Genomic DNA, 23876 nt, shown 5'->3' on the forward strand with positions numbered 1-23876 from the left:
ATTTATAGTAAGATTATCAGCAAATAAAACTTGCTGATAATATATGATTTTCCGGGGATTAAGTCGAAAAGCAAGGTTACGATTTACGAAATTTTTACTGCTAGTGTTCATTGCAGTAATTGCGTTGTGCCAACTCTCCCCAACCCAACCCCAGTTAGTACAAAAAAGTAATTACGCAATCCATATTCAACAAAACTTTAATCAATCTGCTTTTTATCCCATTGCCCAAATTCCATCTACAAACCTTTATAAACCTATTGGCGATTGGGTAGGAAGGTTAATTTTACCAACGAAACAGCAATTACAAGATGGTTTAGATTGGGTATGGATGGAAGTACAATATGCACCACCTACAGCACAAAATTTGGTAGGTAAAATTGTGCGTTTGGATTGGAAAAAGAATAAAAATTTGCTGGCTTTAGAACGAGTTTTAACGCGAGATATAAATTTCACTCCTGAAGTAATTAAAAGCCAAAAACAAGGAAATATTCATCCTTTTCGACTAAATGGAGTTCGTCAGGTAGGGATTTTACGCTCTTTGGCTGGTGCAAATCCTGATGATGAAACAATTGTTGTTTTAGATTCAACTACAATCATTGATGCAAATCAAGAAAAATCTATTTTGCAAATTGAACGCGAACCTGTTTTGGCAACTGGTAGATTTTATGGGTTGGTAAAAATAATTAAACCGATTGAATCTCAATATAAAACTAGTTTATTTTCAAATCAAAAGCAGTTTAACGATTATTTTTTAGTACAACATTATAATCCTAATGCAAATCAATTTAATGGGATTGAAGAAACTATTCGCATTCCCCAACAAGTAATAGATTCGCGAAATTTTGCTCCTTCAAGTTCGCAGAAAATCGAGCGATCGCCTGCGGGTGAAGATGGGTGGTATATTTATGGTGCTGCCGATGCAAAGGGCGTATTTACGGTACGCGCACTTGCACCTCGTTCTCTGTTGCAAATTCAACCCCGTCAAATTATTACTGGTAAGGAATTAGGGCTAAATTACATCCAAGATGTAAATTGGCAAAATACTGAGAAAAATAAAGGTAAATTCAATACTGTATTATTAAAGCCTGGAGAAACACAAAATTCCCTTAATCAATCTATATCAACATGGCAAGAAGGCAATAAGGCTATTGTTCTACACCTATTTGGTGGAATTGGCGGACGTAAAGCTGAACCATTAGGAGTACCTTATACTATCACCGGACATTTTGCTTTTGGAATTGCAGAAGTTGTCCGTGACGAGTTTACTAACGAATTACGCTTTGAGACTAAATACCACCAAATTTATGCCCATAACCCCGATGGAATTATTGCCGGAACGCATACATGGGCTGATTATATGGGTAATTTACAACGTGGTTGGCTGGCAACACGTCCAGTATCAGATATTTTGATCCAATTCGACCCTGTAACGCAGGATTATGATTTTGATGGTGTTAAACTTTCGCCTTTAAAACAATTTCAGCAACAATTACAGATAACAATGGCACGTTATCGAGTTGGTGATGGAACTGGTGGCGCAATGGTATCACCTGCTACCTCATGCGTTCAAGACTCAAGCCAAGCACTTTATGCTGCGATATTAGCAATTAAAAACCAAGTTGCTATAACTCCTCAAATTCAAACTTGGATACGCGCCAACCCCAATCACCCGCAAACATTACGCTTTCAGCAGCTAGTTGAATTAGGTCAATCTTTGGAACAACAATTAGCACCCTTAGGTATAGTTCGCGCTGATTGGCAAAGTCAAGCAGGTATACTTGCAGGTACGGGCAGAGGAAAAACGACGGAACCATTTCAAGATCGTAGTATTTGGGCTGGTTTGACAACATGGCGAACAATAATGCCTAGACTTGCACATGACGACCTAGCTGCAATATTTTTAAAACATGGCGCAACTATGCAAGTATTGCGAACTAATCAAGTTGGTGGTTGGGAATCTAATATTACACCCATTGCCCCAACAGCACTTTTAGGACAAATTAAGATTCCTTTTACCAATATTTCACCACTTTCAATTCTTTTAAATCGCACTTTAGCGTCCTTAGTAGTTCCGAGGTTCAAAGATTGGTTAGTTATTGTTGTACTGTTGATAATTTATAGTATTCTTGCTCTACCTTATGGTTGGAAATTTGGATTTTTACAGATAGAACTTTGGTCTGCAAATTGGACTAATAAATGCTTGTTAATATTACGTTGCTTATTTTTACCTGCAATTGTGGAAGAACTCTTTTTTCGCATTTTTTTGCTTCCTCATCCTAGCGAAATTACCAGTTGGTTCCAATGGTCTTTGTGGGCAATAGTGAGTTTATTATTATTTGTTTTGTATCATCCCTTGAATGCTAAAACATTTTTTAAAGCTGGAATTCCTACATTTTTTGATCGTGTTTTTCTTGTTTTAGCGGCATTTTTGGGAATTATCTGTACTGTTGCATATACCCTCACAGGATCTTTATTTGCGATCGTTTTAATTCACTGGATTGTAGTAGTAGTTTGGTTAATTGTTTTTGGAGGAATCAGAAAATTAGATAATAATCAAAAAATTCAGAATGCTAAGGTTTAAGGAGGCAGGGGGCAGGAGGTAGGAGTCAATAATGCTTGCTTAAGGCTAAAACTTGATGCCTTTATTTAGCACTACTAAATCTAGGACAACCTTCCTCAGCCCCCTTTTTACAACAACCGCAGAACTTTTTATTAGCGATCGCACTACAACTAGTATTCGGCAACACACTGCTAAGGCACAATCAACACTGGGCAAGGGGAAAGGTTAATCACACGAGTAGTAACACTATCATCCGCTCCCTCTTCAGTCAAACCTAGCCCCCGACAGCCCATGATAATTAAATCTGCCCCGATTTCATCAGCGACATCGCAGATCGTAAAAGCTGGTTTGCCTTTCCTTTCCAAGGTTTCAGATTGAATTCCTTGCCCAGAAAATAAAGATTGGGCATTTTCCAGTAGTTTCGCAACTACCTCTGGCGACACCATTGGATCGTCGGCGCTAGGTGCGTCTGGAGGCGCTTCTTCTACCACAGACAGCAGCACCAAGCGACTGCTGTACTTTTTGACTACGTTGGTAACAACATCAGCAGCTTCCCGCGTTTCCCGGCTTTGATCGATAGGAAATAATACCGTCTTAAATATATCTGTCACTTGGGTACCCCTGACTCCGGTAAAATCTTGATGGTTCTACTTTCAAAACAATAACAAAAAGGCAATCAGGAGAGTTTGGTGTGTCCAAAAAAAGTTTAGCAAGTTTATCTTCGGCTGATATCTCTGGGAAACGTGCCTTAGTGCGGGTTGACTTTAATGTGCCTGTGGACGACCAAGGCAACATTACCGACGATACTCGCATTCGCGCCGCTCTACCAACCATCCAAGATTTGACGCAGAAGGGAGCTAAGGTCATTCTCGCCAGCCATTTTGGGCGTCCCAAGGGTGTGGATGACAAATTACGCCTAACTCCCGTTGCCAAACGTCTGTCTGAGTTACTAGGGCAAGAAGTCGTTAAAACTGATGATTCCATTGGTGATGAAGTTGCAGCTAAAGTTGGCGCGTTGCAAAATGGCCAAGTGCTGTTACTCGAAAATGTCCGTTTTTACCCAGAAGAAGAGAAAAACGAGCCAGAATTTGCCAAAAAATTGGCAGCTAATGCTGATTTTTATGTAAATGATGCTTTCGGTACTGCACACCGCGCCCATGCTTCTACTGAAGGTGTGACTAAATTCCTCAGCCCTTCTGTGGCTGGATATTTGGTTGAGAAGGAATTGCAATATCTGCAAAATGCCATTGAAAATCCCCAACGTCCTTTAGCAGCAATTATTGGCGGTTCCAAAGTTTCCAGCAAAATTGGCGTAATTGAAACACTGCTGGAGAAGTGCGACAAGCTAATCATTGGCGGTGGGATGATTTTCACCTTCTACAAAGCCCGTGGTTTGAATGTTGGTAAGTCGTTGGTAGAAGAAGACAAGCTGGAACTAGCGAAGTCTTTGGAAGCTAAAGCTAAGGAACGTGGCGTTGCTTTATTGCTTCCCACAGATGTGGTATTGGCAGATAACTTTGCCCCAGATGCCAATTCTCAAACCGTTAGCATTGAGAATATCCCCGATGGTTGGATGGGTTTGGATATTGGGCCAGACTCGGTGAAATTTTTCCAAGAAGCCCTTGCAGATACCAAAACGGTAATTTGGAACGGGCCAATGGGTGTGTTTGAGTTTGATAAATTTGCGAAAGGTACAGAAGCGATCGCTCATACCCTCGCTGAAATCGGTAAAACTGGCACAACTACCATTATCGGCGGTGGTGACTCAGTAGCGGCTGTGGAAAAGGTTGGTTTAGCCGATCAAATGAGCCACATTTCCACCGGCGGCGGCGCTAGCTTGGAGTTACTTGAAGGCAAGGTGTTGCCTGGAATTGCAGCTTTAGATGATGCTTAATATAGACGTTACAGCAATTTTCAGGTAATTAAACCATCGTTAGAGGCGCACAGATGTGCGCCTCTACTGTAGATAGGAGAAAAAACTGTGGAAACCAAATGGCTGGAATGGGCACAGAAGTTACAAGCGATCGCTCAAAATGGTCTAACCTATTCTGAAAACCCTTTTGATATAGAACGTTACAAACAATTACGAGCGATCGCCACGGAAATCATGGCGAGTTACTCAAATGTAGAACACAGCTATGTCCTCGATTTATTTAGCCGTGAACTCGGATATGCAACTCCCAAAGTTGATGTGCGAGGAGCAATTTTTCGTGACGATACTATATTGTTAGTCAAGGAACGAGTAGACGGCTGCTGGACTTTACCTGGTGGATGGGCTGATGTTGGTGAGTCGCCCAGTGAGGCAGTTGTAAAAGAAGTATATGAAGAATCGGGATATCAAGCACGCGCTATCAAACTTTTAGCAGTCTATGACAGAAACAAACAGGGACATCCACCATTACCGTTTTATGTCTACAAGCTGTTTTTTCACTGCGAACTTATTGGTGGTTCTCCATCATCAAGTATTGAAACTGAAGAAGTAGGTTTTTTCCCTGAAGGTGCGTTACCAGAACTTTCTCTTGGACGTGTGACACCAACACAAATAAATCGACTTTTTCAACATTATCGGCAACCAAATTTACCGACAGACTTTGATTAGCGCTGTTTTATGACTCTCACGAGATAAAAATTAGAAACCTTTGTTGTAATAAGTTTTTATAAATCTATGCGTAGGTTGGGTTGAGGAACGAAACCCAACACCTTCCAGAGGAGCCAAACTTAACATAGCTATCAGCGATGGGGTTAGAACCACTATAACCAAGACTCTTCAGCAGTTAGGTAATCACAATTTTGTCGGAGCCTATAGTCAAAATTTATGAACGCCAGCGAAATACTTTTCTCATCATAAATATAGCTATACTTGCACCTATTGCACCGGATATAATCGATATACTCAAAAGGAAGAAACCAGGGGGGGTTTGATGATAATAAATAATTGCTTTAAGTATTTCATTTGAGTTTTTGTTTTTCAGAGAGAAAATACTCCAGATTAATACACTTTCATATCCTCCTATAGCCCCAATTAATAGTCTAAATATTTCAACAAAAAAATTATTTTTCCTAGTGATAATTAGAGTAGCTATTCCAGCAACTACTCCTCCAAAAAAACACGTTGCAATGAATACTATGGCAATTGCTAATAGCGTTTGATTGTCTGGTTTCCATTGCATAATCTAAATTATTCCTGTTGCTCAAATATTTGCTGCTTCAAAACATTCTTGATTATCTACAGCTAAACAATTTAATAATAAATCGCTCGGCTATGACAGTTACTAAATCGTAACTAGGTTATGGAAAAAGTGTCAATACGACTAATCAACGGTTTATTCGATAGCGTCGTAATCAGCAACGCTAAAAATAAGGATTTAGTTTGCCGAGATTGTAGCACCCGCAATTAGAGAGAAAGATTTGATCTGGAGTTTAGTCCTGCGCGGTTGTAATCTTAACTGCCTCACAAATCTAGAGTCGCGTGAATTAAAAGAATCACTGTGGAAACATGGCGTTGTAGTCGTCAGAAAGCAACAGATGACTGCACAACAATTAAAAGAATTTGCCAAGCAGACCTTTGGCGATTTTATGTTTGGCGGCCCTCCGAAAACATTAGATCCTGAGATTAGTCCAGACTTACAAAGCCAATATGTCTATATATTGGGCAATCCGAAGGGGCCGGTTCCCGATCCAGCCGGGAAATATGCATGGCAATGGCATCATGATAAAGATGGTCTCCCTAGTACAGAGGGACTGGATATGAACGCACTATATGTTGTAATGCTTTATGGAATACAAGTGCCGCAAGGTGTAGATGGACAACCTCACACTACCGAGTTCCTCGATATGGTAGAAGCTTACAATAACCTAGATCCTCAACATCAGCAGCAATTAGAGCAGATGTCGATGTATCACTCACCACCAATGTTTTCTAAAAAACCCAATGCAGATACTGATATACCGAAGAAACTGCATCCCATTGTGTCCACTCACAAAGTCACTGGTAAAAAGGGATTATATTTAGGTTCGGACACTGCGATCGCAGTTGGTATGGAAGATCGACCAGAAGAAGCAAAACGTTTCTGGGAGGATTTGTTTAGGACTGTTCTAGACTGTACGCCAGTCTACTCTCATGTTTGGCAGCCAGGAGATATTATTTTTTGGGACAATTCACAAGTGATGCACAGAGGTAGACCTTACGATCCAACGAAGCACCAGCGAATTGCGTTGCGTTTAGGTGTAGTGCAAACAGATTGAAAGACACTACTACCGCAAGGCGGAATTCAAAATTCAAAATTCAAAATTCAAAATTAATGCAGCATAAGCGTTTTGTTGATTTGAAATGGTATGTTTATTTCCGCCGTGTTGTACTACTACAATAGACCTCTTGCAAAAGTCGAATAGACCCCCCTTAATCCCCCCTTATAAAGGGGGGAAACTTGAAATATTGCCCCCTCCTCAACACATCGGGGAGGGTTGGGGAGGGGTATTCAAGGATTTTTGCAAGAGGTTTAATGTCTAAGCTAGTAATGAAAAGTTTGTAGTAAGCATTTTAGTGCTTAGAAAACTAAGGACTAAAGTCTTTACTACGAACTTACTTACCTATCAATTTAAACTTGAGAGACTACTAGCTAGACTTTAGAGGTTGTTTGAAAAGTATTTTACCTAGCTCCCCTTAAAAAAGTGGGAACGGGAATCAAAGTCCTCCAATATATCGGGGGATTTAGGGGTATTTATAACTTTTTATACCGACAATACGACTTTTCAAACATCCTCTAATAAAGGTGCAGCAATGAGAATAGCTAAAGTTTGACCACTAGAGAGCGAAACATTAACTATTAATATTTAGGTATAAAAAAGTACTATTAGTGTACTCTCTCTCAAAGAACCTTCTAATAATGTCCATCCCAAACCTGATACTTTAATAAAGTATCGACTTAAATAAAATACCAATAATTAGACTAACTATTCCAGCAATCAAACCGGCACAAAAGAAGTAGAAAAACAATTCAAAACTTGCTTGAATATTTTGGGTATATCTGAAATAAAATATTGCCCAAATTGCTCCAAGCATTCCTAAAATAACTGTTGGAATCGTTACGATTACAATAATACTTTGAGTTTTCATTTATAATATATGTATAGTAGTATTAGCCGGAAAAATTTCTAGTTAAACACATAACATAAAAGATGGAAATTCGACAAAAAACTAAAAAATACGTGCACGAATAGGATCTATAAACACGTACTTATCCAGAACGGATTATGAATAAAATCTGATAAAAATCAATCCTCCTAAAACTGCTCCCACAATAATGCCTATAATCCAGAAAATTGAAAGCCAAATAATCCAACTTGCGCCTTCAGAGGTAATAAAGAAATCACCTGAAAATTCTTCAGATACCCTCGAACCAACTAGATGACCAATAAAACCACCAATTATTCCACCAAGCAATCCTCCCAAAAATGAGTAGAAAAATAATTTGAGAGTTATTTGAATATTTTGGCTATACAGTAGATAAAATATTGCCCAGAGCGATCCTATGATTGATCCTATGATTGCTGAGATTACTAATGGTTTTGTTATATAAAAAATTATCCATTTCATCACTTTTTTTGCGGTCTTAGCTATAAGTATTATTAAAAAAGGCACTATTAAACAAAGGAAATAAGCCTCAAAGTTAATTTAAATCTTCGACTTTTAACTATATACATTTTGAGATCCTTAACTCAGCACTACTGGGTCATTTTGTCCTTTCTTAATCTAAACACCAATACTAGTACAGCGCGGCGGAAATCAAGCCACCATTTTAAACAAGCAAAAGCCTTGATATACAAACTTTTGACTTTTGACTTCCGCCTTGCGGTACTATGGCGTTGTCTCAGGAGTTGGTATTGGTGTAGGTTCCGGTTCAGGTGTGGAGGTTTCTGTAGGCGTGGGTGTTGGTGTGGGTGTCGGGATTGCTGTGGGTGTTGGTGTCGGCGTGGATATTTCCGTGGGCGTGGGTGTTGGTGATGGGGAAGCGGTGGGATTTTCTGCTGTAATAGTGAGTTGATAATCTACTGGTTTCGTTGCTGTGGAAACTACGACAAACTCATAAAATCCATTTTCTGGTAATTTAGTTGACAAACTACGCTTGGTAGAATCTTCTAAAAATCGAATTTTGCCAGAGGGTGAATAGACTGATAACAAGACTTGGGAATTTGCTTCTAGCTTCAAGTCTAGAGATTGGTTTTTGGCAAGTCCAGCAATGAATACTTTCCCACCACCAGATTGGAGAGTACCATTGACTGTTTTGCCAGTAGCCCCAGGATCGAAGACAAGTTTCTGGAAAGCGCTACCGTCAAGGATTGCACTGAGTCGATCGCTAACAAATCCATACCAAACTTGTCCAATGGGCTGACCTTGGAAACTTTTACCTCGCTGCTCAGGAAATACACTTAAGAATGCGTTATCTCCCAAATCATACAAAGAACGGCTACCAACATTGATTTTGTTAACTTCTGCTTTCCAGCGATCGCGTTCAGCAGTTGTGTAAGTTCCTAGTTTTTGGCGGGCATTATTACTCAGTGGTGCAAGCTTTTCTAGTAATTCTGAAGCTGTTTTATCCCACTCTGCGCGCAAACTCTCATCTTCAGGGCCATTGCTGAGAGTACGTCCCCGTAAACTGGGATTTCTGTCCCAAAAAACTTGATTCACTAAGTTCACGTAGAAGTTAGAGTCAATACTCAACTGTTGACGGCGATCGCTTAATCTTTCTTTGCGTTCTCGTTCTGCTGGCGAATATTGCGCTAGAGGATCGGTTGGTTGTTCGCTAGTCGGAATGGGACTGGCTGTAGGATTAGGATCGACTTGCCCCACATCTCGTCTGCCATTCAATCCCCACCAAATTAATCCCACACTACCAGCGACTAGCGCCGCCACCAGGAAGGTTTTTGTTGGCGTCCACCACGAGGAAGAGGGAGAAGATGAGGGATATGAGGGATATGGAGGGGTTGGCGAAGGTGGGGGAGGTGGAGAGACGGCGACGGTGGCGGATGTGGGTTGTGGTGGAGTGGGATATTGAGTTGGCGGATAGTTCGCTGGCGGTGAGTTGAGGGCTTGGAGTACTTGACGGGCTGATTGATAGCGATCGCTTGGTCTAGCCGATAGCATTTTATCTAATACCTGTGCCAAATTTTGACTCAGATTAACTTCCCGTCGCCATTGCCAACTGAGAGTATAGGTATCAATTAATTCTTGGGGTTGTTTTCCTGTCAGTAAAACCAACATTGTTGCTGCTAAAGCATACAAGTCGCTGTGGGGAGATACTAACCCAGTTTGCATTTGTTCTGGGGGTGCAAATCCGATTTTGCCTAATAAGGTTGGTGCTGGCGGAGGTGCAACCATACCGGGTTGGTAATATTCGGAAGCTACGGTTGCTACTACTTGTTTGACACCACCAAAATCAATTAAAACTGGCAGTTTATCAACAGTCCGAAGCATTAAGTTATCTGGAGAAATATCTCGATGAATTACTCCTAGTGAGTGAATGTATTCCAACACTGGTAAAATTTGCTGGAACAATTGGCGTATTTCCGCCTCTGTAAAGCGCAAACCCTGTTGTATCCGGGTATTTAACAAAGAATTGTAAGTTTCCCCTTCTACATAATCTTGCACCAAAAATAGATATTCTTTGCCCCCTAAATTCAGCCGCAGCAGTTCCCGGAAGCGGGGAATTTGGGGATGTTGCAGTTTATAAAGAACACTCGCTTCTCTCTCGAACAGTTCTTCAGCTTTTTGGACAACGTAAGCGGTTTGAACTTGGGGGGAAAATTCTTTTAAAACGCAAAGTTCGCGGAAACGGTTGACATCTTCAGCTAAATAAGTGCGTCCGAAGCCACCTTGGCCAATTTGACGCACGATCGCATAGCGATCGCCTAAAGTCATTCCTGGTTGGATACTATAACTCATGGGTGTATCCAACAAATTTTCGCCACACTGGAGACAAAAGCGACTACCTGGGGAATTTTCATGTCCTTTAGAACAATATATTTTTGTCATTTGTTATTTGTCATTTGTCATTTGTCATTTGTTACTCTTCCCCAGTTCCCAGTCCCCAGTTCCCAATCCCCAGTTGCTTTATTTGCCAGATTGTACTTTACTGACTCGATCGGCTGCGATCGCATACCAAATTTGACCAAAAGTCTGTTGATTGAGTTTCTTACGCTGCTGATCGGGAAACAAGCGATCGAATTTTTCATTTGTGTCTTTAGTCAACTGATCGATTGTATAGTTGCCAAACTGCCCCGATCGCGCTTGTTGTCTCAATGTATCGTAATCTTTTTGACTATAGTTACCTAATTTCCGACGAGCTGCTGTACTGAGGTCAGCCTGTTCTAGTTTATCTAATAAATTATCGGCAATATCAGACCATTCATCTCGTAAACCAGCATCTTCAGGTTTAGATGTCAGGCTACGTCCCTTTAATTCAGGTTTTTTTGTATAAAATAAATCATCTACTGTGCGAATAAAAAATCCTTCAGTAATTTCTAGCTCTTGACGACGATTGATAAGTTTCTGGAGATCGCTATTTTTTCCTTTGTCGCCTGCTGGTTTACCGCTGGGATTGGGAAACTGGGGGATTTGCGGTAATGAAATTGATGGGATAGTAATTGAAGTTACACTCTTAATCACTGCATTTACTACCGCCCAAGCACCTGCGCCAGTTAAGACAACTAAAGCCGTTCCCCCTAAACTCATCACAAAAGGGCGAATCCAAACAGGGAAAGATGCCGGTTTCACAATTGCTTGTGTTTGCCTCTGGAATCGACTTACAACAGCACTGGCGCGTTGTCTTCCCGGAGCAACTACCATCGTCTTGATTTTGGTGGTAATATAATTGCCTGAAGATTTAGTTGCAGTTGGCGATGGTAAATCTCTGAGGATTTGCTCGGCTCGTTGGTAGCGATCGCTCGGTCGATAAGCCAACATCTTTTTTAACACTGTTTCCAGTTGGGGACTAACTCGAATTTCTTTTCCCCACCTCCAAATTCCCTGATAGCTGTCGTATAGTTTCTGCGGTTCTTGACCTGTGAGTAACACCAGTGATGTTACCGCTAAAGAGTATAGGTCGCTACTAAAAAATGCCTTTCCCTGCCGTAGCTGTTCTTCTGGAGCGTAACCTTTTTTACCCAGCAAAGTATTATTTTCAGCCAACTTGGTACGCCAAAAACCTTGAGAAGCTGGCAATTGCTTGACGCCACCAAAATCAATTAGCACTGGTAGATTATCAGAACGCCGCCAGATGAGATTATCGGGAGAGATATCACGGTGAATTACATCTCGTGAGTGGATGTAGGATAGTACAGGTAAAATTTGTTGCAGGAGGATGATTACTTCCTCTTCACTAAAGGTTTTTCCTTGACTTTCACGCTGTTCTAATAACTGGTAGTAGTTATCACCATCCACATAATCTTGCACTAAAAAGAAAAAATCTTTAGTGCCTATCTTCACTTGTAGCGAGGCGTGAAAACGCGGAATCTGTGGATGCTGGAGTTTTTTTAAGACATTTGCTTCTCTTTCAAATAACTCTTTAGCTTTTTGTAAATCTTGATTTTCTTGTACTTGGGGTGCAAATTCCTTCAGCACACAGGTTTGATGGGATTTATTGATATCTTCCGCCAAATAGGTGCGTCCAAAGCCGCCCTGTCCTAAATGACGGATAATTTGATAACGATTATCCACAACCTGTCCCACAGCAAGAGGTAATGGTTCGCCACAATGGGTGCAAAAGCGGTTACTACCATTATTTGTGTGTTGTTTACTGCAATAGAGCTGCATGGTGCTGAAGGATAAATATAAGGTTTTATTTAATGACTACAACGCACATACCCTCATTTTCGGATATTCTACGAATTACGTAGCTTGCTTCTCGCATGAAGGCGAGTATTACGAATTACGAATTATTTTAAACGGTGTTGGTTCTACTTCAGGATAAATAAGCAAGTGTCATGAACGGCAAATCAAGACATCAGCAAGTAATTAAAGCATTTGAAGATTTTTTGTCTACCCCCCTAGAAACTCTACTGCAAAGGCATCTCAACACTCAAACTTCGGCAGCTTTGAGCTTATTTCACGATGTGGCGGCGAATGTACCAGCCTACAAGGCGTTTTTAGCAGAAAGGGAAATTAATCCCGCGACTATTCAAACCTTAGAGGAGTTTCAAAAACTACCAGCGATCGCTAAACAAAATTATATACTGCGTTATCCTCTAGCTGACTTGTGCCGCAACGGACAACTCCAAGAGTGCGACATGATAGCTGCTTCATCAGGATCTAGTGGTAAACCGACATTTTGGCCTCGTTTTTTCACAGATGAACTCCAAATCGCCACACGTTTTGAACAGATTTTTCACGATAGTTTCTATGCAGATACCAGACGTACCCTAGCAGTGATTTGTTTCACTTTAGGCACTTGGGTAGGTGGAATGTTTACCACTAATTGCTGTCGTTATCTTGCTAGCAAAGGTTATCCCATCACTGTAATTACTCCTGGTAATAATAAAGAAGAAATCTTGCGAGTTGTCCAAGAACTTGGTTCAGGTTTTGAGCAAGTGGTGTTATTGGGATACCCGCCATTTTTAAAAGATGTGATTGATACTGGTATCGCTCGTGGTGTGGAGTGGCAGCAATATCAGATTAAATTAGTGATGGCGGGAGAAGTATTTAGTGAAGAATGGCGGAGTTTAGTTGGCGAAAGAGTTGGTTCGCGAAATCCTTGTTATGATTTTGCATCACTTTACGGTACTGCGGATGCCGGAGTTTTGGGTAATGAAACACCGTTAAGTATCTGTATTCGCCGTTTTTTAGCAGAAAATCCCGATGCAGCGAGAGCTTTATTTGGAGAATCGCGTTTACCCACATTAGTACAATACGATCCTTTCACTCGCTTTTTTGAAGCTCAAGATGGCGGATTGCTGTTTTCGGGAGATAACGGTATTCCCTTAGTGCGTTATGACATTTTGGATACTGGCGGGATAATTAGTTATGATGCCATGCTGCAATTTTTAGCAGAATGGGGATTTGATGCTGTTGCAGCGTTACAGAATGAGAGTCACAATTCAGAATTCAACACTCCAAACTCAGAACTCAGCACTCAGCACTCACCTAGAGGTATTCATCAGCTACCTTTTGTTTATGTCTTCGGCCGTTCTAACTTTACAGTTTCTTACTTTGGTGCAAATATCTATCCCGAAAATGTGACGGTAGGATTAGAACAACCAGGAATTCAAGAATGGGTGACGGGTAAATTCGTGTTGCAGGTGAAAGAAGATGCAGATAAAAACCGATTTTTATCTGTAGTTGTGGAATTAGCAGTCGGGGTAGAGGGTAGTGAAGCTCAAAGACTTGCGATCGCATCTTCGATTCTTTCACAATTGTTACGTCTAAATAGCGAGTTTGCTAATTATGTTCCGGTAGAATATCAAACACCACAGGTTACATTAGCGCCAATGGGTGATTTTGAATATTTCCCGATTGGGGTGAAACATCGTTATACCCGTCAATAGTACAAGACGCGATGAATCGAACGCAGGAAGAAAACGCGATGAATCAAACACAGGAAGAAGACGCGATGAATCGAACACAGGAAGAAGACGCGATGAATCGCGTCTCTACAAGGGGGGGATCGTTTTTGCGATCGCATTTTCATTCTGTTTACGATATCTGTTTTACTAGGGGCGACGCATTCCCTGGATTGCGGAAAGATCGGACGTGATAGATTTACGAGACGCTTACGAGATGGGATGAATCGCGTCTTTGCAAGGGATTGCTGCTTCTACATTTCGCTTATGTTTTGGCTGGAGGAAATATTTTTTTTCCTACTCTCCATCTTTCACTTTCTCTTGTTGATGCCAAGCTTGATAAAAAGCTAGGTAGAGCATACTTTGGGCGCACTTCCAAATAACTTCGTAGCAATATATTCTACGTATAAATTGAGAACCGTCTTCTTCTTTCTGATTGATGCATTCTTTTAAATTATTAACTGCTAATGGGTAAAGCTGGTTTTGAAGTATCTCAATGAGGCAAAAAGAAGCTGATTGTAAAACATTTCGGCATCTCTATGGTATTTGGTACAATATCCAAGATATTCAGTGAAATTTCAGGGTAACTGAAATTTCTTAATAATCGGAATCGCTATCTCTACCCTTGTATCTGTATTTATGGGAAAATTTCATCTAAATATTTAAAGTAATATGTCAGAAACACCTCAAGACGACGGCATTTGGATTGGCTAACTGGTGGTAAAGATAATAACATTATGCTGCTGCGTGGAAGTAGTTGGAAGAACCATGCCAGAGATTGCCGTTCTGCCAATCGCCTTATGGACGCGCGCACAAATCCTTCCGATGATGTGGGTTTTCGGGTGGTGGCTGTGGCTGTAGCGTGAGTACTCCCCATTGTTAGGGTTGGTAAATGGGAATTTATCGAGTGTATACCAGAGAGTCCAAACTTGAACAAGCGAGGAAGGCGACAACCTGCGAATATTAAACCGAATCGGATAGCTTGGTAGGTTGCAAAACCGAACAGTTGTTCGACTCAATTAATTATGTAAGATTTAAAAGAAACTTCTAAAATCTAGCTTATTTATAATTGTTCTAATTTTTGTTTAATCAAAATTTCAACTTCTTCAATCTCAGCATTCGATTTTGGGATGTCAAAAGTCTCTGGAGACGCTTCAGATGTAAAGCGGTCAACAAAAGCACGAAACGCTGCTTTGTTGTCGGGGTGAGCAATGACGAAGGCTCTTAACTCGGTTTTGCTCATGCTGCTAAATTGTGGCTCAATCACAAGAACCTCCAAAAACCATTGCGATAGATTTCTATCTCTATGTTATCTCCTGCCAAAATAAACACATTACCTGTTTGTTCATCGAGGCGGATAATGTAAATAGGAGTGAATGTATTGGTCAAAGATTGACATAGTATGACACACCTGATGCCTTGTTCAGCAGTTGGCAAGATTTGTATACCTCATAACCCCATAGCTTGGAATCAGAATAGCAGGTAAGGGGAAAATATCAAACCATCTATGTTGTAAATTAGACTTTTTGCAAAAGTAGGAAAAAGGGTAAGGGGGAAAGGGGAAAGGAACAATAAAAAACCTTTTCCCTTTAACCTTTCCCCTTTTCCCACAAGAGTGCAAAAATTACTTTTGTAAGAGGTCTATTGATAAGGCAGTGTTTTTCAATCTCGCCATCAAATATCGGGTCTAAATCCCCGTCATAAAACTTAATTACGAATTACGAATTACGAATTACGAATTATTTAATAGTGCGTTGTCACAAAGGTCAACGCACCCTTATCTAAAGAAGCGGCGAGTCCAAACAATTACTTCACAGATGTCACTGTTTGGTTTACTACTGGGCGTGGTTTCTTGCGGTCTGACCTGCGCGTTCCACCAGCCATCCCATATTCATCACTATTTTTGCCATAGCGAGATGCAACATTTAACAGCATTTGCTCAGAATAAGTATTCAACTCTCGTTCTGCTTCTATTAATGCATTGTGTGTCTTATCTACTATTATTTGTGCTTGATTATAAGCGGCTAACTTTTCTCGTAACTCAATTACTTTAGTGTTGTAAGTAGCAATTGAAAACCCATTACTAAAGTCTAACTGAGGGTTAATTGTCTGCATTCCTTCAATCCGTCGTTCAGCTTTAGTCAGTGAGATGGAGTTTCGTTTCCGTTGCATATAGTTTTCCTATTTGGATTAATTTATAAATAACCCTGACTTTATACACTGAGTTATTTATATATCATCAAGATACGCAACAAGCAGATGCACCAGCCACAGTGAAGTTACAGAATTATAAAAGCATTGGATGGCATTAGCCAATTAGATAGATGCGGGTATATTTGCTGAAATTCGTTGAGAAAAGCTAGTTTTGATGTCGCAAAAGCTAGTTTTGATGTCGCAAAAGCTAGTTTTGATGTCGCAAAAGCTGGTTTTGATGTCACAAAAGCTGGTTTTGATGTCACAAAAGCTAGTTTTGATGTCACAAAAGCTAGTTTTGATGTCGCAAAAGCTGGTTTTGATGTCGCAAAAGCTGGTTTTGATGTCGCGGAGCTTTATTATCTCATGTAGAGACGCGATTTATCGCGTCTAAAAAATTGACGCGTTAGACAGACGCGATAAATCGCCGTCTCTACAAAGAATGTACTCGTTAATTATTCCTTGACAGACTACTAACTAATAGTAACAACAGCTACCATCGCATCGGCTAGAGGGAAATGAGACGAAGCACACTAAAAATTTATTTTTATAACTGAAAATTTTATTTTATTTATATGTTAAGTAGCTTTTAGGATATTATCTGTATAATCTATCATTCAGTCTGAATTATCGAATGTATAATCTATCATTCAGTCTTATTGATTATTAACCTCTGTTACTCATTGATAGGTTGAAATTTGAGAATTAGGGCATCTCTTTTTCAGACATAACATATCACTCACTTAGTAGTTATTTATTAACTGAATTTGATCATTTATCTAGGCATACTCTATCCTAGACATGACCTAAACTTGTGCTTCAAAAATCATGAGCCATTATATGAATAGTTAGCACGTTAACAGCACTATCCAATGTCTCAAGACTTATTAAACTCCTTTCAAGAAGCATACAGCAATCTCGAACTGTTTCCGTTAATGGAACGGAACGAAATGGAAAGATTTCGAGTCGAATATGGTGATGATTTGATTGCAGACCTGAACCAATTAGTAGAAGATAGCCCTAATGGAGATGGCAAAATAGTCTTTACAGGACATCGAGGATGTGGTAAGTCTACTTTGTTAGCTGAGTTTAGCCGACAAATTCAAGATAAATATTTTGTAGTTCTGTTTTCTATTGCCGATAAAATTGAAATGTCGGCAGTTAATCATATTAATATACTGTTTGCGATCGCAGTTAATTTAATGACAGAGGCAGAAGCCCGCCGAGTTGATATTCCACAATCGACTAAAGAAGCTCTTTATAAGTGGTTTGCTACCCGCACTCGCACTGAAGAATTAAATTTGCAAGCAGAAGCTAGTATAGGTTTTGACCTCTTAAAATTGATTAGCTCTAAATTAAAAGCTGATGCAAGCGTTCGGGATGAAATTAAGCAAGAATTTGAACGCAAGTTATCAGATTTAGTTGCGAGAATTAACGAAATAGCTGCTTTAATTCAAGCTGCAACTAAACAAAACGTTTTAGTAATTATTGATGATTTAGATAAACTGGATTTAGGCAGAGTTAACGAAATTTATCGAGATAACATTAAAGCTCTTTGTCAACCTAACTTTCAAATTATCTACACTATCCCGATCGCAGTCCTTCGAGAAACATTTATTAGCACAATAATTGCTACTGAAACCAACGATCAAGTTGTGGCAATGCCGGTATTAAAAATATTTGATAAAGGTAAAAATCGCTTACCGAATGCCCAACCTCGTCGGGAAGCAACAAAGATTCTCGGTGAAGTTTTACAAAAGCGGATTCCCAGTGAATTAATCGCGGTAGAAACTGCTGAAAAAATTGTGATTTACAGTGGTGGCGTATTGCGAGAATTAATTCGGATTTCTAAAGAATGTTGTCGTATATGTTTGCGAACTATCCGGCGAAACCCCTCAGCCGAAGTTATTATTGATGATAAAATTCTTCTGCAAGCAATCAATAAAATACGCAATGATTTTTCGATACGCTTAGGAAAAACTGATATCGATATTTTGCAGAGCGTTTATGAACAATTTATGCCCAACGACCCCAAACAAGCAGAGTTTTTAGATTTGTTACACGGGCTGTATGTTCTAGAATATCGCACTGATGAAACTTGGTATGATGTTCATCCAATTATTATCGAAAGCTTAAAAAGACAGGGAGCCATTAATGTTAAATGAGGAATTATTAGATGATGAAGGAGAAAATCAAGATGCGTATGATGATTTAATTGTTTCTATTGAAGCTCAAAAGCGGGGATTAAATTTACTGATTGCAGTTTGCGATGATGCTAGCTTTCGCGATCGGATTATTGCTCAATATGAAGCTGAACTACAACCTGCCTTCGGTGTATATCGAGTAACTCTAGCACGTCAAGAACCTAGTCTCAAAGCTGCTATTAACCAACTGGTACAACAAGAAGAATATCTCCGTCAGCAGAATCCGGCGGTAATCACTGTGACGGGTGCTGAACAATTGTATTTTCTCAGATTGGGAAATGAGCAATCGGAACAGGAGAAATTGTTTGGTTACTTACAGTGGACAAGGGAAGGATTGCGCGAATTTCCATTTGCGATCGTGCTTTGGGTAACTAACCAAATTTTAGTCAACTTAATTAAAAAAGCTCCTGATTTTTGGAGTTGGCGCAACGGTGTATTTCGGTTTGAATCTCAAAAGACAAATGCTATTCCTGGTAAAGAATTAGAAAATATCCGCTTTGTTTTTCGAGATACAGAATTAGCTAGCACAGATACTAATGAAACTAATCGCTTTTTCTTACCCATTCAAGATTTACAAAGGTTAATCGAGAAAGTAGAACAAGAACGTGGAGCTAAAGACCCCACCTTGGCTACTTTATACTCAAGATTGGGCGATATTTACCACAGCAGATTAGATCGGGGTGAATCTCAAAACTATCAAGAAGAACAGGAATTAGCAATTAAATATTTGCGGAAAGCGAGTGAGTTACAAAATGAATTAGGTTTGCAGATAGATTTAGCTAATAGTCTCAACAATTTAGCAGGAATATATCGTGCGACGGGAAACTACAGTGAAGCCGAACCCTTATATAAACAAGCTTTAGAACTGAGAAAACGCCTATTAGGAGAAAATCATCCTGCTTTTGCTACTAGCCTGAATAATTTGGCAGGACTTTACAAATCTACTGGACAATATAGTAAAGCAGAACTCCTATATCAACAAGCTTTAGAACTGAGGAAAGGATTGTTAGGAGAAAACCATGCCGATGTTGCCGCTAGTCTGAACAATTTGGCATTACTATATGATGAACAAGGACGTTATGACGAAGCAGAACCTCTGTATTTGCAATCATTAGAACTCGAAAAACGTTTGCTGGGTGAAAATCATCTTTCTTTTGCTCTGATACTAAATAATTTAGCGCTACTTTATTATCATCAAGGACGTTACAGTGAAGCCGAACCTTTGTCGCAACAAGCAATAGAATTAGATAAGCGATTTTTGGGAGAAGAAAATCCTGATGTTGCCACAGATTTGCACAATTTAGGTTTAATATACCGCGCTCAAGGACGCTACAGTGAAGCGGAATCTTTATTTTTAGAATCATTAGAACTCAAGCAGCGTGTATTACAAAAAGCGCATCCGCTATTAGCAGATACGATCTATGCTCTTGGTTATATGTACAGAGAACAGGAACGTTACAATGAAGCGGAACCCTTATGTATAAAAGCCTTAGAACTTGATAAGCACCTATTGGGAGAAAATCATCCCAATGTTGCCGAAAGTCTCAATAATCTGGCAGAAATTTATCGTGAAACTGGACGTTACTGTGAAGCAGAACCGCTTTATTTGCAAGCTTTAGATATTTGTGAGCGAGTTTGGGGTGTGAATCATATTCGCAGTGTCAATATTCGTCAAAATTTAGATAAACTTGCCGTAGCAATGCAGAATAATGGAGAGTGCGATGTCTTGTCTACGACACGCTGCGCGAACGACAACCCCTTCGGGGAACGCACTGCATAAAGCAAAAATCTAATTTTGGGTTCAGCTAAACGTTAAAATATCATAAAAATAGAATGTTTTCATTTTGAGACTCTAATCTAGAGATAGCAAAATGGCTAAAGATGTTTTTCATCAACAGGTAAAACAAGCATTAATTAAAGATGGGTGGATAATTACTCACGACCCTTTTACAATTCGTGTTAGTGAAGCGATTAAACTACAAATAGACTTAGCCGCTGAAAATGCCATTGCCGCAGAACGGAATACAGAGAAAATAGCTGTTGAAATTAAGAGTTTTATTGCAGATTCAGATATCAGTGAATTTCATACTGCACTCGGACAATATTTGAATTACTGCCAAGCTCTTGAAGAAAAAGAAGCAGACAGAGTGCTTTATTTAGCTGTTCCTATCGAAACATATCAAGACTTTTTTCAACTTTCATTTGTCCAACGCACCCTTCATCGTTACCAAGTTAAATTGATAATTTACGACCCCAAACGTGAGGAAATTCGGCTATGGATAAAATAGAACGCTATCGACAATTGATCAAACAAATTCTCAGCGAACATCAACAAATCACGTCTAATACCGATACTGTCAAATCACAATTAATTTTAGACAATGAAAATAACCATTATCAACTAGCTTACGTTGGCTGGCAAGGAGATAAGCGGGTGTTTGGCCCAGTCATGCATTTTGATATTCAAGATGGGAAAATATGGATACAGTATAACGGTACAGAAGAGTCTGTTGCTGAACGATTGGTTGAGTTAGGTGTACCCCCTTCTGATATTGTTATTGGGTTCCATTCTCCTTTTAAGCGCCAGTTTACTTCTTATGCTGTCGAGTGAACTTCAACTCAAGCGATGAATAAATGAATATTGAACAAGTAGTGAATAAATAGAAAAGCGATCGCTTTCCCTAGATACCCAATTTGTTTAAGAGGTCGGGTATCTCTGGAAAGCGTGCTCAATTGTCCTTCAAATAAATCTACTAGCGAACGCCAACAAAACCAGCTTTCTCAATTGCTCTTTGTCCCTCATCAGTTAATAAAAGATTGGCATAAGCATTTCCAATCTGCTGTTCTGGACTTTTATTCTGCTTAATAATTACAAACAAATTCGCAATCATCGGATAGCTGCCATTTTCGATCGCCTGAGTATTTAGTTGGTTGCGCTGACGCGGACACTGTTCAGGCGAAACCATCGGCGTTTGATAGGGGGTAATTAGCCGATCGGAAGTCTGACCCAATGGTAAAGCCTTCACGCTACATTGAAAGACTACCGAACGGGCAGAAGCATAATACACACCACCAGGAGTTTTACTGAGTTGGCGCACTGCCTCTGTAGCCGAGTAGACATATTGCACATTAGAGCCAAATGCTTGCCCTTTTAAGCCGCTATTGTTAGGAAATATTACTGTATCTGCGTCTTCTGGTCGTTGCGAAAAAGCTGTGATGGGTAGATTTGGCCCGCCGACTTGATTCCAGTTAGTAATTTTACCTAAATAAATTTGCTGCAATTGGTCAACAGTTAAACCAGGCACATTGAGTGATGGGTTGACTACCACTGCTATCCCATCTTTACCCACTTGGCGTTCCTCAAGGGTAAAGCCTCGCTCTTTTGCCATAGCTTGTTCTTCATCTGTGAGGGGACGGGAAGACTGAGCAAAGTCTATTTTCCCATCAAGCAACATCCGAATGCCAGAGCTAGAACCAGGACTACCATTAACAGGGTTTACGTAGCGTAATCGTAGTTCCGGGCGATCGCTCTGGATCTGAGAATCTACCAATTGCCGAATAGATGCCCAAGCGGTACTACCTCCGTAGTTGAATGATGCAGGGGGAACATCAGCAACTGTCTGAAAAGTTGATTCATTCTTAGAGACGCGATTGAAATTTTGATTAGAGGAATTAACGCTGTTGCGGGGCAATAAATTTGGTTTCAATAACCACCAAAGTAATCCGCCAATAACCATAAGTGTGAGAACTTTACCAATAATCAAACCTCTAAGAAAGAGGGAGATTTCGCTGTTAATTAAAGCTTTTCTTTGATTTGTATTGTCCATTTTTTTAAATATTGTTTCATTGTATTTATCTTACAGGAATATCTAGGTATTTATCCTACAGTAATCTTGAAATATTTAAATTTACAGTAAATTTGTAATAGCTAGTTAATAGCCAGTTTGATGATTGCTGCTAGATAATTAACTTTTCTAATTTAGTGAAATTAAATTTACTCTTTGGTAGTTTTTGCAATGGTGCAATTGCTTTGACAGATTCTTTTATTAGCTGCTGATTTAGCTAGTAGACTACTTATATTAGTTAATAACGGGAACTCAATCTTTCTATAAAACTCTTTAGTGGAGTAGGTTGGTTTGGAAGCGATGTCCCCGTATTAATAAATGTATAGATTAAAACTATTACTATCAAACTCGTAGTTGCACCAAGACCAATGCCCAGTAGCAAAATAAAGTTTCTATAAGTTAGCAAATAGGTATCATCAGCTTTGTGATTGATGTCAGCAGATTGTGATGACAGTGATAACGCTACATCAGAATTAAGTGCTTGTAAAGCTTCTGTGGCAGACTGATAACGCTGGTTGTAGCGATCGCGAACCATTGTATCTAAAATATTTGCCAGAGCATCACTTACCTCTGCCTTGTCGCGCCAGATAACTTCTCCAGTAGTGGGATCTTCTGGTAATTGCTCAGGCATTAAACCTGTTAAAGCTTGGATGCCAATCATCCCGACTGCATAAATATCGCTGCAAAGTTTTGGCTTTCCCTTAGCCTGTTCGCTTGGCATATAGCCAGGAGTCCCAACCGCAATTGTTAAGCCTGCTCCCAAAGCACCAATTTTCTTAATACTCCCAAAATCAATTAGCACAATCTTTCGATCGGAGTACCGCCGCATTAAGTTTTGAGGCTTAATATCTCGGTGAATAATATCGTGTTGGTGGACGAAAGCCAGTACTTCTAGGATGTCTTTTAATAAATTTACGACTGTATTCTCGTTGAGACGCTGACCTGGGACAATTTCTTGAGTCAAGGCATGACCGTCAATATATTCCTGAACTAAATAGAAATCCCCGTCTTCATTAAAATGAGCAAACAGTCTCGGAATTTGCTCGTGGTTGTTGCCTAGCTGGTATAAAACTTCTGCTTCCCGATCGAATAGCTTTTTAGCAATGGGTAGAACAGCTGGGTTAGAATCTTTTGGATGGAAATGTTTGACTACACAATGAGGTTGTCCTGGTAAATCCAAGTCAATGGCCAAGTAGGTATCACCAGAACCGCCACTTCCTAACTGTTTGACAATCTCAAAGCGATTCCGAAGTGTTTTTCTGTTGAAAGAGGAGCGATGTCTGTTACGTATAGCACCCCCTACTAAGTAAGTATTACCAGATTCTCCGCTTCCCATCACTTTGACAGTTTCAAAGCGACTTCGGAGTGTTTTTCTAACTAGAGGGTTCTGGCTCATGTGGCGTATACTACTTCTTAATTTACTGACCATTCAGAGCTTGAGTGAGGTTATTAATAACTGCTTGCTGCTAGATTTGCCGATCTTTGCGGCAGTTAGCCATCGCGCGACCTATGCTTTGGATA

Annotated in this window: 24 protein-coding genes; 11 read left to right on the plus strand and 13 right to left on the minus strand. The window is 39.9% G+C overall.

Translation table 11 applies throughout. From position 1 onward, the window contains the following. The first annotated feature begins 43 nt into the window (after positions 1-43). Positions 44-2581, plus strand: a complete 2538-nt coding sequence (locus RM049_RS17985; protein ID WP_322705127.1) for a type II CAAX prenyl endopeptidase Rce1 family protein — start codon at positions 44-46, stop codon at positions 2579-2581. Positions 2582-2751: 170 nt separating this feature from the next. Here RM049_RS17985 and RM049_RS17990 read toward each other — a convergent pair whose 3' ends face one another. Next, entirely contained in the window at positions 2752-3162 is a 411-nt protein-coding gene (locus RM049_RS17990; protein ID WP_322670366.1) for a universal stress protein, read from the minus strand. Between the two features lie 89 nt (positions 3163-3251). On the opposite strand from RM049_RS17990, the gene RM049_RS17995 reads away from it, so the two are divergent. Together RM049_RS17995 and RM049_RS18000 are read left to right on the plus strand one after the other, a co-directional pair. Continuing rightward, positions 3252-4454, plus strand: coding sequence for a phosphoglycerate kinase (locus RM049_RS17995; RefSeq protein WP_322705128.1), 1203 nt, complete (start codon positions 3252-3254; stop codon positions 4452-4454). 87 nt (positions 4455-4541) lie between these two features. Continuing rightward, positions 4542-5159: an NUDIX hydrolase gene (locus RM049_RS18000; RefSeq protein ID WP_322705129.1), complete on the plus strand. Its 618-nt coding sequence runs from the start codon at positions 4542-4544 to the stop codon at positions 5157-5159. 214 nt (positions 5160-5373) lie between these two features. On the opposite strand, the gene RM049_RS18005 is transcribed toward RM049_RS18000, so the two are convergent. Next, a complete protein-coding gene (locus tag RM049_RS18005) occupies positions 5374-5730 on the minus strand; it encodes a hypothetical protein (RefSeq protein WP_322670220.1) in 357 nt (118 codons plus the stop codon). A 238-nt stretch (positions 5731-5968) separates the two neighbouring features. On the opposite strand from RM049_RS18005, the gene RM049_RS18010 reads away from it, so the two are divergent. Next, a complete protein-coding gene (locus RM049_RS18010; protein ID WP_322705130.1) occupies positions 5969-6805 on the plus strand; it encodes a TauD/TfdA family dioxygenase in 837 nt (278 codons plus the stop codon). Positions 6806-7469: 664 nt separating this feature from the next. Here RM049_RS18010 and RM049_RS18015 read toward each other — a convergent pair. From RM049_RS18015 to RM049_RS18030, 4 genes are all read right to left on the minus strand, one after another. Continuing rightward, positions 7470-7676 (minus strand): hypothetical protein, encoded by a 207-nt coding sequence (locus RM049_RS18015; protein WP_322669127.1) that lies wholly within the window; start codon positions 7674-7676, stop codon positions 7470-7472. A gap of 135 nt (positions 7677-7811) precedes the next feature. Beyond that, on the minus strand, positions 7812-8156 hold the full coding sequence (locus RM049_RS18020; protein WP_322670222.1) for a hypothetical protein: 345 nt from the start codon (positions 8154-8156) through the stop codon (positions 7812-7814). Between the two features lie 261 nt (positions 8157-8417). Then, a complete protein-coding gene (locus RM049_RS18025; protein WP_322705131.1) occupies positions 8418-10592 on the minus strand; it encodes a serine/threonine-protein kinase in 2175 nt (724 codons plus the stop codon). A 78-nt stretch (positions 10593-10670) separates the two neighbouring features. Then, a complete protein-coding gene (locus RM049_RS18030) occupies positions 10671-12371 on the minus strand; it encodes a serine/threonine-protein kinase (RefSeq protein WP_322705132.1) in 1701 nt (566 codons plus the stop codon). A 170-nt stretch (positions 12372-12541) separates the two neighbouring features. Here RM049_RS18030 and RM049_RS18035 point away from each other — a divergent pair, with 170 nt between their 5' ends. Both RM049_RS18035 and RM049_RS18040 read left to right on the plus strand, forming a co-directional pair. Then, a complete protein-coding gene (locus RM049_RS18035; RefSeq protein ID WP_322705133.1) occupies positions 12542-14098 on the plus strand; it encodes a phenylacetate--CoA ligase family protein in 1557 nt (518 codons plus the stop codon). A 38-nt stretch (positions 14099-14136) separates the two neighbouring features. Then, positions 14137-14307: a hypothetical protein gene (locus RM049_RS18040; protein ID WP_322705134.1), complete on the plus strand. Its 171-nt coding sequence runs from the start codon at positions 14137-14139 to the stop codon at positions 14305-14307. Between the two features lie 103 nt (positions 14308-14410). Here RM049_RS18040 and RM049_RS39315 read toward each other — a convergent pair whose 3' ends face one another. The 5 genes from RM049_RS39315 to RM049_RS18060 all read right to left on the minus strand — a co-directional run bounded on the left by RM049_RS39315 (position 14411) and on the right by RM049_RS18060 (position 16285). Continuing rightward, positions 14411-14611, minus strand: coding sequence for a hypothetical protein (locus RM049_RS39315; protein WP_416211788.1), 201 nt, complete (start codon positions 14609-14611; stop codon positions 14411-14413). 139 nt (positions 14612-14750) lie between these two features. Then, positions 14751-14990: a hypothetical protein gene (locus RM049_RS18045; RefSeq protein ID WP_322705135.1), complete on the minus strand. Its 240-nt coding sequence runs from the start codon at positions 14988-14990 to the stop codon at positions 14751-14753. Between the two features lie 186 nt (positions 14991-15176). Continuing rightward, complete coding sequence (locus RM049_RS18050; RefSeq protein ID WP_322705136.1) at positions 15177-15380, minus strand: DUF6887 family protein; 204 nt, start codon at positions 15378-15380, stop codon at positions 15177-15179. Then, positions 15377-15550: a DUF6888 family protein gene (locus tag RM049_RS18055; protein WP_322705137.1), complete on the minus strand. Its 174-nt coding sequence runs from the start codon at positions 15548-15550 to the stop codon at positions 15377-15379. The genes RM049_RS18050 and RM049_RS18055 overlap by 4 nt, the downstream gene beginning before the upstream one ends. Positions 15551-15919: 369 nt before the next feature. Beyond that, on the minus strand, positions 15920-16285 hold the full coding sequence (locus RM049_RS18060) for a hypothetical protein (RefSeq protein WP_322705138.1): 366 nt from the start codon (positions 16283-16285) through the stop codon (positions 15920-15922). A gap of 177 nt (positions 16286-16462) precedes the next feature. On the opposite strand from RM049_RS18060, the gene RM049_RS18065 reads away from it, so the two are divergent. From RM049_RS18065 to RM049_RS18085, 5 genes are all read left to right on the plus strand, one after another. Beyond that, a complete protein-coding gene (locus RM049_RS18065; protein WP_322705139.1) occupies positions 16463-16678 on the plus strand; it encodes a hypothetical protein in 216 nt (71 codons plus the stop codon). A gap of 500 nt (positions 16679-17178) precedes the next feature. Continuing rightward, positions 17179-18471: an ATP-binding protein gene (locus tag RM049_RS18070; RefSeq protein ID WP_322705140.1), complete on the plus strand. Its 1293-nt coding sequence runs from the start codon at positions 17179-17181 to the stop codon at positions 18469-18471. Then, a complete protein-coding gene (locus tag RM049_RS18075) occupies positions 18461-20290 on the plus strand; it encodes a tetratricopeptide repeat protein (protein ID WP_322705141.1) in 1830 nt (609 codons plus the stop codon). The genes RM049_RS18070 and RM049_RS18075 overlap by 11 nt, the downstream gene beginning before the upstream one ends. A 91-nt stretch (positions 20291-20381) precedes the next feature. Then, the gene (locus tag RM049_RS18080) at positions 20382-20798 is read left to right on the plus strand and encodes a XisH family protein (protein WP_322705142.1); all 417 of its coding nucleotides are present in this window, start codon (positions 20382-20384) and stop codon (positions 20796-20798) included. Next, positions 20786-21121: a XisI protein gene (locus RM049_RS18085; protein ID WP_322705143.1), complete on the plus strand. Its 336-nt coding sequence runs from the start codon at positions 20786-20788 to the stop codon at positions 21119-21121. Before RM049_RS18080 ends, RM049_RS18085 begins: the two co-directional genes overlap by 13 nt. Before the next feature lie 142 nt (positions 21122-21263). Here RM049_RS18085 and RM049_RS18090 read toward each other — a convergent pair whose 3' ends face one another. Further along, on the minus strand, positions 21264-22337 hold the full coding sequence (locus tag RM049_RS18090) for a PstS family phosphate ABC transporter substrate-binding protein (RefSeq protein ID WP_322705144.1): 1074 nt from the start codon (positions 22335-22337) through the stop codon (positions 21264-21266). Positions 22338-22593: 256 nt separating this feature from the next. Beyond that, positions 22594-23751, minus strand: coding sequence for a serine/threonine-protein kinase (locus RM049_RS18095; RefSeq protein WP_322705145.1), 1158 nt, complete (start codon positions 23749-23751; stop codon positions 22594-22596). Positions 23752-23876: the final 125 nt, after the last annotated feature.

The organism is Nostoc sp. DedQUE04, assembly GCF_034530995.1.
Taxonomy (GTDB): Bacteria; Cyanobacteriota; Cyanobacteriia; order Cyanobacteriales; family Nostocaceae; genus Nostoc.

Bases quoted from the DNA above. Each gene is read 5' to 3' on its own strand.
- RM049_RS17985 (WP_322705127.1), top strand. From the start codon at position 44: ATGATTTTCCGGGGATTAAGTCGAAAAGCAAGGTTACGATTTACGAAA.
- RM049_RS18005 (WP_322670220.1), bottom strand. From the start codon at position 5,730: ATGCAATGGAAACCAGACAATCAAACGCTATTAGCAATTGCCATAGTA.
- RM049_RS18015 (WP_322669127.1), bottom strand. From the start codon at position 7,676: ATGAAAACTCAAAGTATTATTGTAATCGTAACGATTCCAACAGTTATT.
- RM049_RS18020 (WP_322670222.1), bottom strand. From the start codon at position 8,156: ATGAAATGGATAATTTTTTATATAACAAAACCATTAGTAATCTCAGCA.
- RM049_RS18025 (WP_322705131.1), bottom strand. From the start codon at position 10,592: ATGACAAAAATATATTGTTCTAAAGGACATGAAAATTCCCCAGGTAGT.
- RM049_RS18030 (WP_322705132.1), bottom strand. From the start codon at position 12,371: ATGCAGCTCTATTGCAGTAAACAACACACAAATAATGGTAGTAACCGC.
- RM049_RS18035 (WP_322705133.1), top strand. From the start codon at position 12,542: ATGAACGGCAAATCAAGACATCAGCAAGTAATTAAAGCATTTGAAGAT.
- RM049_RS18040 (WP_322705134.1), top strand. From the start codon at position 14,137: ATGAATCAAACACAGGAAGAAGACGCGATGAATCGAACACAGGAAGAA.
- RM049_RS18045 (WP_322705135.1), bottom strand. From the start codon at position 14,990: ATGGGGAGTACTCACGCTACAGCCACAGCCACCACCCGAAAACCCACA.
- RM049_RS18060 (WP_322705138.1), bottom strand. From the start codon at position 16,285: ATGCAACGGAAACGAAACTCCATCTCACTGACTAAAGCTGAACGACGG.
- RM049_RS18070 (WP_322705140.1), top strand. From the start codon at position 17,179: ATGTCTCAAGACTTATTAAACTCCTTTCAAGAAGCATACAGCAATCTC.
- RM049_RS18075 (WP_322705141.1), top strand. From the start codon at position 18,461: ATGTTAAATGAGGAATTATTAGATGATGAAGGAGAAAATCAAGATGCG.
- RM049_RS18080 (WP_322705142.1), top strand. From the start codon at position 20,382: ATGGCTAAAGATGTTTTTCATCAACAGGTAAAACAAGCATTAATTAAA.
- RM049_RS18085 (WP_322705143.1), top strand. From the start codon at position 20,786: ATGGATAAAATAGAACGCTATCGACAATTGATCAAACAAATTCTCAGC.
- RM049_RS18090 (WP_322705144.1), bottom strand. From the start codon at position 22,337: ATGGACAATACAAATCAAAGAAAAGCTTTAATTAACAGCGAAATCTCC.
- RM049_RS18095 (WP_322705145.1), bottom strand. From the start codon at position 23,751: ATGAGCCAGAACCCTCTAGTTAGAAAAACACTCCGAAGTCGCTTTGAA.